The 16,343-nt window shown below is 67.8% G+C and carries 8 protein-coding genes; 6 read left to right on the forward strand and 2 right to left on the reverse strand.

The genetic code is table 11. The features are described 5' to 3' along the window. Positions 1-181 precede the first annotated feature (181 nt). A complete protein-coding gene (locus tag ACZ45O_RS14385) occupies positions 182-4,012 on the reverse strand; it encodes an S-layer homology domain-containing protein (RefSeq protein ID WP_464853920.1) in 3,831 nt (1,276 codons plus the stop codon). Positions 4,013-4,194: 182 nt separating this feature from the next. Further along, positions 4,195-8,079 (reverse strand): S-layer homology domain-containing protein, encoded by a 3,885-nt coding sequence (locus ACZ45O_RS14390; protein WP_464853922.1) that lies wholly within the window; start codon positions 8,077-8,079, stop codon positions 4,195-4,197. A gap of 273 nt (positions 8,080-8,352) precedes the next feature. Here ACZ45O_RS14390 and ACZ45O_RS14395 point away from each other — a divergent pair, with 273 nt between their 5' ends. The 6 genes from ACZ45O_RS14395 to kce all read left to right on the forward strand — a co-directional run bounded on the left by ACZ45O_RS14395 (position 8,353) and on the right by kce (position 16,308). Continuing rightward, complete coding sequence (locus ACZ45O_RS14395; protein ID WP_464853924.1) at positions 8,353-8,883, forward strand: hypothetical protein; 531 nt, start codon at positions 8,353-8,355, stop codon at positions 8,881-8,883. A 20-nt stretch (positions 8,884-8,903) separates the two neighbouring features. Further along, complete coding sequence (locus ACZ45O_RS14400; RefSeq protein ID WP_464853926.1) at positions 8,904-10,301, forward strand: S41 family peptidase; 1,398 nt, start codon at positions 8,904-8,906, stop codon at positions 10,299-10,301. Positions 10,302-10,471: 170 nt separating this feature from the next. Then, entirely contained in the window at positions 10,472-11,746 is a 1,275-nt protein-coding gene (locus ACZ45O_RS14405) for an S-layer homology domain-containing protein (RefSeq protein ID WP_464853928.1), read from the forward strand. A 4-nt stretch (positions 11,747-11,750) separates the two neighbouring features. Continuing rightward, positions 11,751-15,074, forward strand: a complete 3,324-nt coding sequence (locus tag ACZ45O_RS14410) for a S8 family serine peptidase (RefSeq protein WP_464853929.1) — start codon at positions 11,751-11,753, stop codon at positions 15,072-15,074. Positions 15,075-15,092: 18 nt separating this feature from the next. Further along, a complete protein-coding gene (gene kal, locus ACZ45O_RS14415) occupies positions 15,093-15,476 on the forward strand; it encodes a 3-aminobutyryl-CoA ammonia lyase (protein ID WP_464853930.1) in 384 nt (127 codons plus the stop codon). Positions 15,477-15,480: 4 nt separating this feature from the next. After that, a complete protein-coding gene (gene kce, locus ACZ45O_RS14420; protein ID WP_464853931.1) occupies positions 15,481-16,308 on the forward strand; it encodes a 3-keto-5-aminohexanoate cleavage enzyme in 828 nt (275 codons plus the stop codon). Positions 16,309-16,343: the final 35 nt, after the last annotated feature.

Below are 16,343 nucleotides of genomic sequence, written 5' to 3' on the forward strand. Positions count from 1 at the left end.
GTTTCTGGCGTAGATAACGAGGTACGTCGGTCCGGTTGGCATACTTGGCCACCTCTTAGACAGGTGACAAAGTTGGCCCTCTGAGCGAGAGATTTCGGCGGTAACCGATCCAACAACAGAAGACCGCCTCCTAGAGATTAGACTCTAGGAGGCGGTTCTTCGTGTCCCGCAGGGATACGCCCTACAGGTAGAGCATCAAATCCTGAGGAAGTGCCGGAGCGGCAAGATCATCGATCTTGAACCAAGTACCAGATGACCGGAGGTAAACCGTGCCCTTTGCTGCCTCAAGCTCTTCAGCCAAGTCGCTGCACAGCTTGATCTGAATGGCCGTTGGTGCATAGGTGACCTCGGTCTCGTTAGTGGGATCCTGGCACTCCAGACTCGGGAGGACTACCTGACCCCCCTGGGATACAACAGAGAGATTCTCCAAGAACACCTGGCCACCTGCAAAACCAGAACCGTGGATCGTCAGTGTGTTCGTTACATCATCGTAGGAGATGGAACGCACATCGACCCGTGCTGAGATCGGAACGCCTTCGAAGATGGGGAGACTCTTCCCGTTGCTGTCAAGCCACCCTGCATCTGCCGCCAGGCGAGACCCAGAGGTCAACGTGATGGTGCCCATGGTATCCTTATCGACAGTAAAAGTGATCTGCGTTGAGTTGTTGTTCCTGAAGGAAGAGCCCTTCAGGGGCGTACCATCAATTGATAGCTTCTCAGGGTAGATGGTTGCCCCACTAAAGCCTGAGCCTTCGAGGTAGATCCGTGCAGATCCGTCTTCGTTCTTCACTACGGAAACGGTCTCAATCCAGGGCGTGGGCGTTACCCTGTTGTCCGACAGGGTCTCATCAGCCGGAGCAATCTGCCCTGTGGAGTCTCGGCGGTACCAACCATCGAGTGTCTTCAGTACAACATTTCCGTAGAACCGGTCGCCGGTGATGTTGAAGTACGACAGATCGCACGTAAAGGAACCGCTGGATGGCTTGCACTCAGCACCGCTCAAGCGGCGCTCGTAGCCGGTGTGTTCGTTTACCAGCAACAGCTTACTCGAGTCAATTTCGCCACTGCTATGCACACCGGAAGCAGTCGCGGTAATCGTAAGCTCATATTCGCTGGTTGCACTCAACCTAACGCGGGAGATGTTGACCTTCAGGGGGGCCTCCAACACCACTCTCTCGCTCGAATCAGTCGGGTAGACATCAGACCTTGGGCTGTCGCTGTGGCCGTTGTTCACCACAACAGAGTACCGGTCAGACGTCGGAAGCTTGTCACGAGGCACCTTGATGACCTTATAGTTGGTGGGTTCGTCCTTGGTAAGACCGCCGATGAAGATGGGCGTGGAACTACCGCTGCGATAGACCTTTGCATAGCCAGCGTCCGGGGCGTTGTCAAGTCTAATCAGCAGGTGGGTATCGTCAGGTTGCACACGGTTATCAGTATAAGAGGGATAGCCGGCCATGTCGACGATGGTAGGCCGATCGGGCTGGCTCGCCGCAGCATAGATCTTGATGGTTGCTACCTTACCGTCGAAACTGGCGGTCCACTCATCCCAACCCGCTTCGCCGGTGCCGTAAATGGTAAACTGGGCAACGCCGTCTACAAACCGAGCAGTGGTGTAGTTGTTCTGGCCAACCACACGCGTCGCAGGCTTGTTGGGGTTTTCTGAAGCGGTGCGCTCCAGCCTGATGGACTCACCGTTGAGCGGGAGATGGCCGCCCTCTTCGTCCAGGATTCGTGCGCTGATACGAATGCTGGACGACGGGCTCGCCCGAAGGACACCGGGCTTCAACCCAGACACCTTCGCCGTTGGAATCTCGGCAGTCAACTCAACCTCGTGAGGGTCACCGGACGTGAATACGGCCGTAACCTCACCCCGCAGGCCCGTGCCGGATGAGGCAGGACCCACTTCACCGTTGTCGCTGATGGCCTCCGAAGTGGACCGGACGCCCACGACCTTCACGGTTACCCAGCCGCTCTTGTTGTACTCCAAGGTCAGCGTGGCCGCACCGTTACGCGTACGGGCCACCACGCCGCCGCTGGCGTCTTCCACAGGCACGAAGCCGGTGTTGCCGAGATACACGTAAGCGCCGTCAGGGAGACCATCAATAACCTGCTCGTCGTTCGACGTAGTGATCTCAACCTGGAACGCATAGTTTCCAGTCTCGACCCGGTTACCCTGTGCGTCGACTACGACGACCCGCAGTTCCACCGGATAGCCAGGCCGCTTTACCGAACCGGCGCCCAGGATCTCAAACTTAGCCGGCCGACCCACCTGAATCTCCTGGAACCGCAGCGAAACCGGGATCACGCTGTAGGGCTGGCCGCTGGTCACGATGCCCCGCACCGTAACGGTCTCGCTGTCGACGCCCGGGATCACCGTCGCCTCAGCGGAGCGGCCGCCGGCGGCGATGGTCACCGTGCGGGTCACGGTCGCGTCGTCAGACGTGATGTCCAGCTCGATCTGGATGGCCTCGCCGGTGGTGTTGGTCACCGGGTTGCCGGCCTCGTTCTGCAGCTCGACCTTCAGCCGCACCGGGGTGGCGCCGTCGGCCTTGTAGGGGCCCTCGGTGGTGGGCACCAGCACGATGCGGGTGCTGCTGGCGAAGTTCACGTCGATGGAGTCGCTGTTCAGGCCGATGGCCGTGGCGGTCACCAGGTAGGAGCCGACCTCGCTGGCGGTCACGTTGAACGTGGCCACGCCGCCCACGGTCTGCGCCACCGAGTTGACCACGGTCAGATCCGAATCGCGGCTGGAGAGGATGACGTTCCGGCCGCCGTCGTAGGCCACCAGGTTGCCCTCGGCGTCCACGACCTCAACCTCGATCTTGCCGGTCTTGCCGACCGTGAAGGCGCCCGCGGGCACCGGCCGGATCCGCAGCCCGGCAGCCTCCGAAGCCTGACCCAGGATGGCCACCTGGTAGGTCTCGGTCACGCTGCCGCTGGCCAGGGTGATCGTGGCCATGCCCGCCTTGGTGCCGGCGGTGAACTTGCCGGTGGCCACGTCAAACGTGCCGAGGCCGCCGCTCACCGTGGCCGTCAGCAGGCTGTTGGGCATCGTGCGGCCCTGGGCGTCCTTCGCCACCACGTTGAGGGTGATCGACTCGCCCGCGTTCACGTGCGTCGGGCCGCTGATGGCGATGGAGGCGACCTCGCCGCCCTGGGTCACGGTAATGGTCTTGGAGGCGACGTTGCCCGCCAGGTCGTAGGCCTCAACGGTGATCTCGTTGGGACCGGGCTGCAGCGGCACCACGGCGCTGAACTGGCCGTTCTGGAAGACCGCCTGCAGGCCGTTCACCAGCACCGCCTTGGCGCCGGTCGCCGTGCCGGAGATGGTGACGGACTCGGCCACCGTGGCCTCGGGAATGGAGCCGGAGAGCGAGAGGACCGGCGGCTGGTCGTCAAAGTGCTTCTGCGCCAGGGTCTTGCCGTCGGCCAGCGGCAGGGTGGTCATCGCCCGGGCCAGCGACTCGAAGATGACCCCGCGCACCGCAGGCAGGTTGGCCAGGGCCTCGGCGCCCACAGAGGGGGCCAGCCCGAGCTCCGCCGCGGTCTGCATGATGGTCGCCGGGCTCCAGGGGCCCAGGGGCTCGCGGCCCACCATGCGCAGCAGGATGGTGTACACCTCGGCGTACGAGATGTTGGCGTCAGGATCGAAAGTGTTCGCGTCGCGCCCCTTCAGCAGGCCCATCCGGGCGCCCAGCTCGATGTAGCCGGCGCCCCAGTGGCCCCTCGCGTCCGCGAAGCGCACAGCGTTCGCCAGAATCGGCGCCAGCTCCGCCTGGCCGCTCGCGGCCACGGCGATCTTCGCCAACTCGGCACGGGTGATGTTGCTGTCTTCGTTGATCCTCCCGAATTCATCGCCCTGCACGATTCCGTGGAGCTTCAGGAACTCGATCGCCTCGTCCTGCGACGAGGGGCCCACCGGTGCGGCGAGCGCCGGCACCAGGGTCGAGATCAGGAGGGACAGGCACACGAGCGTGGCCAGCCATGATCTCTTGAGCACTCGTGACATCGTCTGCGATTCCTCCTCTGGCAGTAGTGAAAGCCTGAAGGAAGCGGAACCGGAAGCCAAGACCTGACCGGGTGGAGCCGCTAACCAAATCCGCCCACCAAACAGATTCCACAGGAGCCCGAAAATCCCTGTAATGCGCGGCGCGGTAAGCGTTCCACCCGGCCAGGGAAAGGTTGGAAGACCTACTTCGAAGGCACCGTGAACTGCACCGAGTAGTCGGGCAGCGCCAGCACCTTGCGCCCGGCGGCGTCAACCAGCCAGCCCTCCAGGGTGTTCATGTAGACCACCCGGCCGCTGAACCGCTTGACGAACTCCGCCGCATCCGTCGGGTCGAACTGGACCTCGATCACACCGGTGTCCGGATCGCCCACGACCTTCGCCGACAGCGTCGGCGACCACCCGCCGTCCTGGGTGTTCAGGACGAAGCGCAGCCTGGTCGGGTCGAGTTCGGCGCCGCCCAGGTTGGTGCCGGTGAGCCGCAGGATGCCGTCCGCCCGGTCGTACTCCGCCCGGACCACGGTCGCCCGGCTGTAGACCGGCGCCATGGCGCCCGTGATGGCGCCCACCCGGTTGCCGCTGCTGGCGACCCAGCCGGCATCGGCCACCACGTAGAGCCCGGAGCCGGAAAGGTTCGCCATCGCTGAGGCCGTGTTGCTGGAGAGGTTCACGACGATCTGCTGGTCGGTGGGCGTGACCGCCGTCTTGTCCTGGCTGGTCAGCTTCACCGTCTGCGCGCCGTCGGTGACGCCGATCAGGGTGAGGTTCAGGTTGCCCTGGCGGAAGCCCTCGCCGTAGAGGTAGAGCCGCCTGCCGTCCAGGTCGAGGGCGGCCTCATGGATGGTCGCCATCGGCCGCACCGGCGCCTTGGTGGCCGGCTGTGCGTACTGGGTGGCCTCCTTGTTCACGAACCAGCCGGCGTCGGCCTCCACGTAGACGTCGGAGCCGTGGAACCGGTCAGGCGTGAGCTCGGCGGCCTGATCGTGCAGCAGGATGACCACGGAGGAGGAGGAGATGGAGGTCACCTCCACCACGTCGGGGTCGAGCCAGAGCACCTCCGCGCCGTCCACGATGCGGATCTTGCCGGGATCCACGCGGCCCGAGCTCTGCAGCCGGCTCGTGGAGAGCGTCAGCCGCCCGGTCGCCGCGTCGTAGGTGGCGCTGTTCAGCTTGTAGTCGGAGTTGTAGTTCACCACGGTGGCCATGGTGTAGTCGTCGAGCGCCAGGGACCGCGGGCTGTCGCCCGCCCCGTTGTTCACCACGACCTCGTAGTAGTAGGTGCCGACCTTCAGGGCGCTGCGCGGGATGCGGATGGTGGGCACCCCATTGGCCAGGTCGATCGCCTCGCTGGTGTAGAACGGCCGGGATTCGCCCTTGCGGTAGACCTTCGCGGTGACGTAGTTGGTCGGCTCACCCGGGTTGAGCGAAGCCTGGGTGTTCAGGGTGATCTCCATGAAGTCGGCGTCGGGGCCCACGTAGCCGCCCACCGGCGAGAGGCCGCCCTGCTTCACGCCGTGGATGGCGATGACCTCAGGCGCAGGCGGCGCCGTGCGGTTCACCGAGATCGTGAGGGGCTCGCTCTTCAGGCTGCCGACGGTCACCTCGTACTGGTCCCAGCCGGCTTCCGCGCTCGCGTAGACCGTGAACTCGGCCACGCCGTCGACGGTCATGCGCTGCGTGGCCCCGGTGATGCGGGTGACGCCGTCGCCGTGGGGCAGCTGCCTCAGGGTGGCCTGCGCCCGGTAGTTGGGAATCGGGTTGTTGTAGGCGTCCACCACCTTGGCCCTGACCGTGAGCGCCCTGGCGGACTTCACCGCGCCGCCGGGCTGGTCCTTGCCCAGGTCGGAGTCGACCGTGAGGATGACCTTGGCGGGCGAACCGGCGAAGTCGACTTCCCGGGTCGGGGCGTAGAAGCCCAGCGTGGAGGCCGCCCCGCCGAAGCTGTCGCCGTTGAAGGCCTCGTACGTCGCCTTGACCGGCACCGGCGTGATCCGCACCGTGCCGCTGCGCTCGTAGATGAGCGTCAGCTTGGCGACGCCGTTCTCGGTGCGGCCGATCACCGCCATGGGATCCTTGTACGGGTCGGAGGCCGGGCGGCCGTCATCCACCGGCCTGTAGGACGAGCCCTGGAAGGTGAGGGTGACCCCCTCGGGGATGCCGTTGATCAGCCGGTCGTTGTTGCTGGTGGTCAGCTTCAGCTGGAAGGCGTAGGAGCCGGTGGTCACCAGCCGGTTGGAGCCGTCCCGCACCTCCACCGTGACCGTCACCGGGTCGCCGGGCTTCGGATTCTGCGGGCTGAACTTGATGTCGAACCGGGAGCCCGTCATGCCCTGGTCCACCGGGAGCGAGAGGGTCTGCACGGAGTATTTGTGGTCCGAGATGATCTCGCCCCGGATGGTGGCGGTGCCGGGCATCTCGCCGGCGATGAACACCGCGTCGCTGCCGCTGGAGTTGGAGCGGCCCTGGGGGATGACCGCCAGGTCGTTGGTGAAGTACCCGTCGGTGCCCGTGGCCGTGAGCGCCACCAGGATGTCGCGGTCAGACCGGTTGGTGATCGACCGGCCGTTTTCGTCCACCAGGGAGGCCCGGATCGTCGCCTTGGAGGAGCCGTCGGGCTTCAGCGACTTCGGCGACGGGGTGAGCACGATGCGGGTGGACTCCAAAAACTGCACGTCGCGCTCGACCGAGGGCAGCCCCGGGCTCGAGACCGTGAGCGTCGCCGTGCCCGTGCGGGAGGCCTTCAGGGTGAAGGTCGCGACGCCCTTTTCGGTCTGCACGGTGCTGTCGGCCACCGTGAGGCCGCTCAGGCCGGACGTGCGCAGGGTGATGGTGCGGAAGTAGTCGTCGGCCACCACCTTGCCGCTCTCGTCCAGCACCCGCACGGTCACCGTCGTCTCCTTGCCGACGGCCGGGGCGTGGCCCTTGTTGATCTCCAGGATCTCCAGCTCAGCCGCCTTCTCGGACGGGCCGTAGACCTGGAAGCTGTACGTGGCCCGTGCGCTGCCCGAGCGGAGCGTCAGGGTGCCGCGCCCGGTCTCCCCGGTGGTCCGCAGGGTCATGGTGCGGGTGTCGAAGGTGGCCGGGTTGCCGGAGACCGTGGCCTCCAGGTCCTCCAGCGGGAGCTCGTTGCCCCGGCTGTCGGTGGCCTTCACCTCCAGCCGCACGTTGCTGTTGGCGGGCACGATCTTCGGCCCGTCGATGCTGATGCGGCTGACCACGCCCTTGCGCTCGATGGTGAGCGTCCGCGAGGCCGTGTTTTCGGCCCGGTCCACCGCTTCCACGGTCACGTTATTCACGCCCAGCGCCAGCGAGACGCTGTGGGAGAAGGCCCCGGTCCTGCGGTCGAAGTCGGCCTGCTGGCCGTCCACCAGCACCTGGCTGGCACCCACCGCCTTGCCGGTGATGGTGACGCGCGTCTCCGAGGTGGGCGTGCGCACCGGGTCGACGGTGAGTTCAGGCGGAACCTGGTCGACGTGCTTGCGCAGCAGATTGGGCGCGTCCCGCAGGGGCACGTTGACCAGGGTCGAGGCCAGCGACCAGAAGACCTGGCCGCGCAGGGCGTTCTCGCGGGCGCCGACCCCGGAGGGGGCGATGCCCAGCGACCGGGCCCTGGCCAGGATCCCTTCGGGATCCCACGGGCCCGTGGGTTCCTGCTCCACCATGCGGAGCAGCACGGTCATGATTTCGGCATAAGTGATGCGGTCTGTGGGCCGGAACAGACCGGAGGGGTCGCCCTTCATCAGCCCGAGCTTGTGGGCCATGGCGATGTCTCCGGCGCTCCACCGGCCCCGGGCGTCAGGGAACGGCACCGCAGCGGCCAGCATCTGTGCCAGGTCGGACATTCCATACGAGCGGACGAAGATCGCTGCGGCCTCCTCCCGCGTCAGCGTGCTCTCCAGCCGCAGGTTGCCGTCCGGGTCGCCCAGCACGATGCCGTACTCCTGAAGGAGCTCCACCGCCTCGGTGTCGCTCAGCGCATCGGCTGCCGCCGCCGGCCGTGCCGGCACCAGGGCGAGCAGCAGGCTCAGCGTCAGGATCAGTGCGGCACACGTGCGGAGTCGTCGTAACATGAAAGCCTGTGACCTCCTTTCGGCCCGCCCGCTGCGAGCCAACTAATTAGACGGGTTAGAGGCCCCTGATGGTTGCATCAGGAAGCGCTGGAACACTGTATTTTTCCTGGAACGTGTACATCTTATGGTGCGGGATATGATATGCTCAGTATACAGCATAACGCTAGATAGTTTACTTTTCATCCATTTCTAGAGATAATGGGCGTGTCCTTTGTCGATCGCCATCACCGCGGCGGGACAGCCCGTCCTCTACGTAAAGGGGGATGAAACCTCGTGCGCCGTTCGCTCCGGAAGATCGACTCGCAGGAGGTCAGGCAGTACAACGAGTCGGAGCAGTTGTTCACGGTCGAGTCGCTGGAAGAGGCTCGGCAGCGCCTGATCAGCATGGGGGAGGACCCGGCCCGGTACTGTTTCTACACCTGGATGCGGCAGGGCGTGCGCTACTACCGCGTTTGGGAGGACAAGCGGCTGAAGGAGGGCATCGTGAAGCCGGCGCCCTTCGGCAGCACGGCGGCCCGCCTGAAGCGCGCGGATGCCGAGAAGCTCTACACCGTCGCCAAGCGCTACAGCGGCGGCCGGGTGGAGTTCGCGAGCCGCGACGGCGTGCTGTGGGTGCTTGACGGGGAGACGGGCAAGGAGAAAGTTGGCATCAGTGTGCCTGTGGTGGGAGGAGGATTGATCTTCTACCAGGGCGAATGGAATGAGCACCAGGCCGCCCACTTCGTTAACGCACTACTCGTCCGCGGGCAGCGGCCGGATGCCGCGTACGTTGAAGCCGAGACCCTGGCGGGCGTGCCGAATTGATCCGCGAGGAGGGCTTTTTTGTGGCGCGGATATGGCGCAGCCTCACGGCAACCTTCCTGGCCTTCTGCCTGACGGCGGCCCTGTGGGCAGGGCCGGCGCATGCGGCGTCTGACCCGGCCGACTGGTCCGAGGCCAACGCCCAGCTGTGGACGATCTTCCACGTGGTGGAGCGGTACCACGTGGAAGGCGCGGACCTGGAGGCCTTCATCCGGGGCGCCATCGAGGGCGGCCTCGATGCGCTGGGCGATCCCTACACCGAGTACTTCGATCCCGAGGATTTCAAGGCCTTTGTGGAGAGCGTTGACGGAAATCTGACCGGAATTGGCGTCTACCTGGACAAGGTGGGCGATTACATCACGATCGTGCGGCCCATCAGGGACACCCCCGCGGAGGCCGCGGGACTCCGGCCCGGCGACCGCATCGTGGCGGCTGACGGCGTCAGCCTGGTCGGCGAGCCCATTGAGAAGGCGCAGCAGCTGGTGCGGGGTGAGCCCGGAACCCAGGTGGTTCTGACCATCGAGCGCCCCGACGAGGGGCGCCGTTTCGACGTCACCATCACCCGCGCATTCATCCACGTGCCCCAGGTGGAGTACCGCATGCTGGAGGACGGCGTGGGCTACCTGGAGCTCGTGGGCTTCGGCCAGCAGGCGGCGGAGGAGTTCTTCGCAGCGGTGGAGGACCTGAAGGAGGAGGGGGCCACCAGCCTGGTCCTGGACCTGCGGTGGAACACCGGCGGCTGGGTGGCGCCGGCCCTGGAGATCGCGGGAGCGTTCGTGCCCGCGGGCGAGCCGATCATGTTCGAGGTCGGCCGGAACGACCGGTGGGTCTACCGGAGCACGGGACAGCCCATCGGCCTGCCCACGGCCGTGCTGGTGGGCGGGTTCACGGCTTCGGCGGCGGAGATCCTGGCCGGCGCGATTCAGGATTACGGGGCCGGCATCCTGGTGGGCACGCAGACGTTCGGCAAGGGGACCGTGCAGGAGCTGGTGGACCTGCCCGACGGCGGCGCCCTCAAGGTGACCACCGCCGAGTACCTGACCGGCAAGGAGCGGCATGTGCACGGCGTGGGCCTGACCCCCGACGTGGTGGTGGAGCCTTACGAGCCGCCTGCGCACCTTTACACCCCCCTCACCGCCGAGCGGGTGATGACCACCGGCCACGTGGGGCTGGACGTGCAGGGCCTGCAGGAGCGGCTGGCCCTGCTGGGCTACCGCACCGACCTGGACGGCTACTTCAAGGGACAGACCACCCTGGCCGTGCTGCGGTTTGCCCGGGACCACGGCCTGAACGAGGTGCCGATGGTCGACAAGACCTTCCTGGATGCGCTCAACGCGGCTGTCGCGGAGAAGCTGCAGGCCGCCGAGTGGCCCGACACCCAGCTGGAGGCTGCCATTCAGCTCCTGAAAGCAGCAGACTGACGCAGCACGAAGCGGCGCAGCGGATCGGGAACAGGCCTGGTCCGCTGCGCTGAAACTTTTTTGGCCCCTGCCCCTGTCCATATAGAGGAGCGATTTTTCACCTAGAGGAGCGACCTTTCACTGCCTCATAAACTGCGGGGCCGCTGGTCCTTAATTCCGGGGAGTGAATAATGCGCAGACCTGCATTCCGCCTTGCTGTACTGGTCCTGTTCATCCTGCTGATTCCGCGCGGCGCACTGGCTTATCTCTCTGACGTGGCCGGCCACTGGTCGGCCGCGCTGCTCGGCGCGCTCGAAGCCCGGGGCGTGATCGCCGGCGACCGAGCCGGGCGCTTCTACCCCGACGAACCCCTGACCCGGGCGGAGATGGCCCGCATCTTCGTCGCCGGCCTGGGCTACGAGGGCGACGCCGCCGCCGTGCAGCGGGCTCCCGGCCGCTTCACCGACGTGGCGCCGGGCGACCCCAACGCGGGTTACATCCAGCTCCTGTGGGAGCTGGGCCTGGCGGAGGGCGACCCCGACGGCCGCTTCCGCCCCGAGGCCCCCGTGACCCGGGCGGAGTTCGCGGTGCTGCTGGTGCGCGCCTCCGGCCTGGAGCAGCGGGCCGCGGTGTTGAGCGCCGCCCGCCTTTCCTACCGCGACGCCGGCGAGATCCCCGCATGGGCGGTAGGGGCGGTGGCCGCGGCCGCGGAAGCCGGTCTGATGGCGGGCGACAGCGGGGGATATTACCGCCCGTCCGCCGCGATCACCCGCGCCGAGGGTGCGGCGGCGATCGCGCGCGTGCTGGACCTGTACGGCCTGCTCTTCGACCTGGAGGGCACCCTGGTCGCCTTCGACCCGCGGGAGGGCGAGGGCCGGGTGCGCACCGCCATGGGGGAGGAGCACCCGTTCAGCCTGGCGGTGGACGCCGCGATCCTGCGCGGGGGCGAGCGGGTTCTGCCGCCGGAGCTGCAGGTGGCCGACCAGGTCTCGCTGATCCTGAACGATGCCGGCCAGGCCCGCTTTGTGGAGGCCTGGTATGAGGACCTGCTGGCCGAACGGCTGGAGCCCGCCGGCGACCACGAGGTCTGGGCGACGCTTGGCCGCGGGGAGCGCCGCCGGCTGGTGGTGCAGCCCGGCGCGCTGGTGTTCGTGAACGCCCGGTCGGCGGCCCTGGCGGACGCGCTGGGGGAGGGGCCCACCTACATGGCTCTGGATGCCAAGACCGGCGAGATCCGCTACGTGGACGCGGTGCGCACGGCCGTCAGCGGCCGGGTCGCGCTGGTGGAGGATGCGCGCATCTGGCTGGAAGACGAAGAGGTCTTCGTGCCTTACGACCTGGCAGAGGACGCGGTCGTGGTCCTCGAGGGACAGCGGGTGGAGCCCTACCGGATCGCCGAGGGCGACCGGGTGGCCTTCGCGCTGGACGCCGACGGGCGCATCACTTACTTGGAGATGGTGAGGTGAGCCGATGCAGCGACCGGTAAAGTGGGCGGCGCGGCTCGCCCTGGTGATTCTGCTGACCGGCCTGGTCGGCGAAGCCCTCCCGGCCGGCCCCTCGCTTTCCGGAGCCGGTGAGCCGGTCCCGGAGGCCGCACTGTCCGGCAACCCGCATCTGCATACCCCCGGTGCGGAGGAGGCCGGGGCGCTCGATGTTCTGCCGGAGAGCGATTCTGCGCAGGGCGCGGCTTCGGTGCCGGACACGGCGCCGGACGCAGATCCGGGCGTGGAGGCGGCGAGCGATCCCATCGCCACGCCCAAGCCGGTGCTGCCCGTGCCGGAGGGCAACGGGGTGGCGGACGAGCCCGGCGGTCAGATGGAGCTGAACCTCTCGGCGGTCGGCATCCCCGCCTTCCGCGCGGCCCGCGGGGTGGACGGCGCCGGCGTCACGATCGCGATCATCGACTCGGGCATCGACCCCAGCCATCCCGATCTGCAGACGACGCCCGACGGCCGGCGGAAGGTCGTCGACTGGAAGGACTTCACCGCCGAGGGCCGCGTGGTGACCGACCAGCCGGTGCCGTGGGGGCAGCGCTTCACGGCGCGGGACGGCCGCACCTTCATCCTGCCCGAGGCGCGCTCGGCCAGCGGCACGGCCCGCTTCGGGTACTGGGACGAATCGAAGGTGCCGGGGCTCATCAACCGAGACCTAGACCGGAACGGCTTCCAGACCGACCGCTTCGGCGTGATCCTGCTGGATCCGGCTGTTCCGGGGCAGTACACGCAGGTCTGGGTGGACACCGACAACGACGGCGACTTCCGGGATGAGGTGGCGCTGACCGTGTTCCGCGAGGGCGGCCAATCGGCGCGCCTCGGGCGGTACCGGAGCGGCGCGGCCGCGGAGCGGCAGCTGGCCTTCGTCGTCGCGGACGTGGATCCCGCGGGCGGCTGGGTCCAGTTCGGCTTCGACAGCCTGGGCCACGGCACGCAGGTGGCCGGCGTTGCCGCGGCCTACAGCGAGGGCGGGCTGGTGGGGGCGGCCCCCGGCGCGCAGCTCATGGCCCTGAAGGTGCTCACCTCCCAGGACAGCGGCGGCTGGTACGCCGTGCGGGAGGCCATCCAGTACGCCGCGGAGCGCGGCGCGCAGGTGATCAACGTGAGCCTGGGCGGCCTGGCCGTCTCCGCCAACTACGACTCGCAGGCCTCGGCCTGGCTCTCGGAGATCGCCCAGACCTACGGCGTGCTCATTCTGCTCGCGGCCGACAACGCCGGCCCGGGCCTCTCCAGCGGCACCACCATCGGCCGGTCCAACGAGCTGATGACCATCGGCGCGTACTACTCCCCGGCGATGTGGGAGCGGGACTACGGCTACCAGGTGACCGGCGAGACGGTCTGGTGGCGCTCAGGGATGGGGCCGCGCGCGGACGGCGCGTACATGCCCAGCCTGGTCGCGCCCGGCGGCAGCCCGGCGCCTTCGCCCCGGTGGCTGCACCCGGAGGGGTACATCACGGCGGTGGGAACGTCGGTCGCCGTGCCCCACGTGGCCGGCGCGGCCGCGCTCATCCTGGAGGCCGCCGGGCAGGACGGGCTTCCCCGGGACGGCAACAGCCTGAAGCGGGCCCTGGAGTCGGGGGCGCGCAGCCTGGCCGGGCTGCAGCCCTACGAGCAGGGCAGCGGCCTGCTGGACGTGGGCGCCGCTTATGCGGCGCTGGCCCGGCTGCAGCCGGTGCCGGAGCTGATCGCGGAGATGGCCGGCGGTGGGGAGGGGCTGCTCGCCCGCTCATACCAGCCGGGAAGCGATGCCTTCCTGCTGACCAACCCCACCGACCAGGCCGTGCACGTGGAGATTGAGAGCACCGCCCCCTGGGTGCAGCCGCGGCTGCGGGCGGCCGTCATCCCGCCCGGGCAGACCCGCCAGGTGGACCTGACCATCGAGCCGCCCACGAGCCCGGGGGTGCACAGCGCCTACATCATCATCAGCGACCCCAGGCAGGAGATCCCCAGCATGCGGATCCCGGTCACCTATGTGCGGCCGCTCCTGAAGTCCAGCGGCAGCACCTACCTGCACCGGGACGCGCTCGCCGCGGCCCGGTACCGGCGGTACTTCATCGAGGTGGCGCCGGGCACGGCCGACCTCTCGGTCGCCACCCGGGTGATGATGGGTCCGGGCGGCCGGCCGCAGGGCGCGGTGCAGATGCAGGTGTTCCGGCCCGACGGCCACCTGATTTACCGCTCGGAGGAGATCGGCTACCAGGGGCAGGGGCTTACCACCCTGTTCCAGACGCGCGATCCCGTGGAGGGGGTCTGGGAGGTCGTGGTGGTGGCCCTGCCGCGGCAGGGCGTGGCCGATGCGCAGGCCGAGTACAGCCTGCAGGTACAGTCGGGACCGGTGGTCGCCCCGGAGCCGCTGCAGTTCGCCCTGCAGCCGGGCGAGCAGGCGGCGGAGACCGTGACCGTGACCGTGAAGAACCCGGGCCTGGCCTTCACCGGAAAGGCCGCGGCCTTCGGGTTCAGCGCGCAGGACCTGAGCGTACCCTGGAAGGTGGTGCGCGAGACCGGCCGCATCGACGAGTTCACCTTGCCCTCCAGCGTGGCGAGGCTCAGGCTGGAGATCGACAACATGACGCCCGCGCGCGGCGGCGAGCGGCTCTGGCTCTACCGGTACGAGCGGGACCGGGGCTGGCAGCCTTACTGGACGGCCCAGAACAGCGGCGGCCGGATGGTGATCGAACTGGAGAAGGTTCCCTCCGGCTTCTACCAGGTGTTCGTGCAGTACGACGGCGCGGCGCCCCGCGACCTCCGTTACCAGTACCGTCGCCTCGTGGCGGTGGAGGCGTACGGCCTCAGCGCGCGGGATGAGACCGCCAGGCGGGAGCGCGGGGCCACGTGGGAGGTTCCGCTCGCGTTCTACCCGCCGCACAGCCCCGGCCGGTACCACGGGTACGTGATTCTGCTGGACGAGGAGGCGGGCACCTCGCTTGCGTGGCTGCCGGTGGAGGTTTCGGTCGGCCAGCCCGAGCTGGCGGTGACCCCTCTCGCCCCCCGGCTGCGGATCGGCGAGCCGAGCACGGTGGTGCTGGAAGTGAAGGACGCCGCCACCGGCGCCCCGGTCGACGGGGTGGTGTCGGTGGACGGACGGCTTTACCGCAGCAGGCAGGGAAGGGTGACGGTGACGGTGAAGCCTTATTCAACGGTGCATACGCTGCGCGTGGAGGCCGACCTGCCCGGCTACCGGTTCTATTCGGCTGAGATTCGGTTGCCGGCGCACCAGGTGTGGCTGGGTCACCCCGTCGGCAGCGATGCCCGGACAGAACACACAGAGTGGCGCAGGCGTGCCGACTGGCTGCTGCGCTGAGGGCAGGGAGGGTTCACGATGGAAGCGACGCTGCGTGTGCGCATGTCGGCGAAGGATGCCCACTACGGCGGCAACCTGGTGGACGGCGCCCGGGTGCTGGGCCTGTTCGGCGATGTGGCGACGGAGCTCCTGATCCGGCACGACGGCGACGAGGGGCTCTTTGTGGCCTACGACTCGGTGACCTTCAAGGCGCCGGTCTACGCCGGCGACTTCCTGGAGGTGCGGGGGCGCATCACCCGGGTGGGGAACACGTCCCGGGCGATGGCGTTTGAGGCCTACAAGGTGATCGCCGCCGACCCCACCCCGGAGCAGCCCTCGCGGGCCCGGGTGCTGGAGGAGCCGGTGCTGGTGGTGGAGGCCACGGGCACCTGCGTGGTGCCGAAGCAGTTTCAGCGGGGGTAGGGCCATGGAGAAGCTGATCATCACGGTGGCTCTGAACGGCGCCGAGGTGACCCGGGCGCAGAACCCGCACATCCCCTACACCCCGGAGGAGCTGGCGGAGGACGCGGCCCGCTGCAGGGAGGCCGGCGCGGCGATGGTGCACGTGCACGGCCGGCTGCCCGACGGCACGCCGACGCAGGACGCCGCGGTTTATAAGGAAATCATCGAGGCCATCCGCGCGCGCACGGACGTCATCGTGCAGGTCTCCACCGGGGGGGCGGTGGGCATGACCGCGGAGGAGCGGGTGGCGCCGGTGACCCTGCGGCCCGAGATGGCCACCCTGACCACCGGCACGGTGAACTTCGGAAACGACGTCTTCTACAACTCGCCGGACATCATCGAGACGTTTGCCCGCACCATGCGCCAGTACGGCGTGGTGCCCGAGATCGAGGCCTTCGACGTGGGCCACATCGACAACGCCCTGGCCCTGGTGAAGCGGGAGATCCTGAGCTTGCCGCTCCACTTCGACTTCGTGATGGGCGTGCCCGGCGGCATCGCCCCGACCATCCGGAACCTGGTGCACATGGCCGAGTCGCTGCCCCCCGGCTGCACCTGGTCGGTGGCCGGCATCGGCCGGGCGGAGCTGCCGCTCGCCACCGCCGCCATCGTGATGGGCGGCCACGTGCGGGTGGGGCTGGAGGACAACATCTACTACTCCCGGGGCGTGAAGGCCACCAACGAGATGCTGGTGGCCCGCATCGTCCGGCTGGCCAGGGAACTGGGCCGGGAAGTGGCGACACCTGAAGAAGCGAGAAGGATATTGCGCATAAACCACGAAGGTCATAGAGGCTAACCTTAGCTCGCACGTAGGGTTTATTCTTCCGGGTT

This window comes from Symbiobacterium turbinis (genome assembly GCF_055383075.1).

Coding starts and splice junctions, on each gene's coding strand:
- ACZ45O_RS14385 (WP_464853920.1), bottom strand. CDS start 4,012: ATGTCACGAGTGCTCAAGAGATCATGGCTGGCCACGCTCGTGTGCCTG.
- ACZ45O_RS14390 (WP_464853922.1), bottom strand. CDS start 8,079: ATGTTACGACGACTCCGCACGTGTGCCGCACTGATCCTGACGCTGAGC.
- ACZ45O_RS14405 (WP_464853928.1), top strand. CDS start 10,472: ATGCGCAGACCTGCATTCCGCCTTGCTGTACTGGTCCTGTTCATCCTG.
- ACZ45O_RS14410 (WP_464853929.1), top strand. CDS start 11,751: ATGCAGCGACCGGTAAAGTGGGCGGCGCGGCTCGCCCTGGTGATTCTG.
- kal (WP_464853930.1), top strand. CDS start 15,093: ATGGAAGCGACGCTGCGTGTGCGCATGTCGGCGAAGGATGCCCACTAC.
- kce (WP_464853931.1), top strand. CDS start 15,481: ATGGAGAAGCTGATCATCACGGTGGCTCTGAACGGCGCCGAGGTGACC.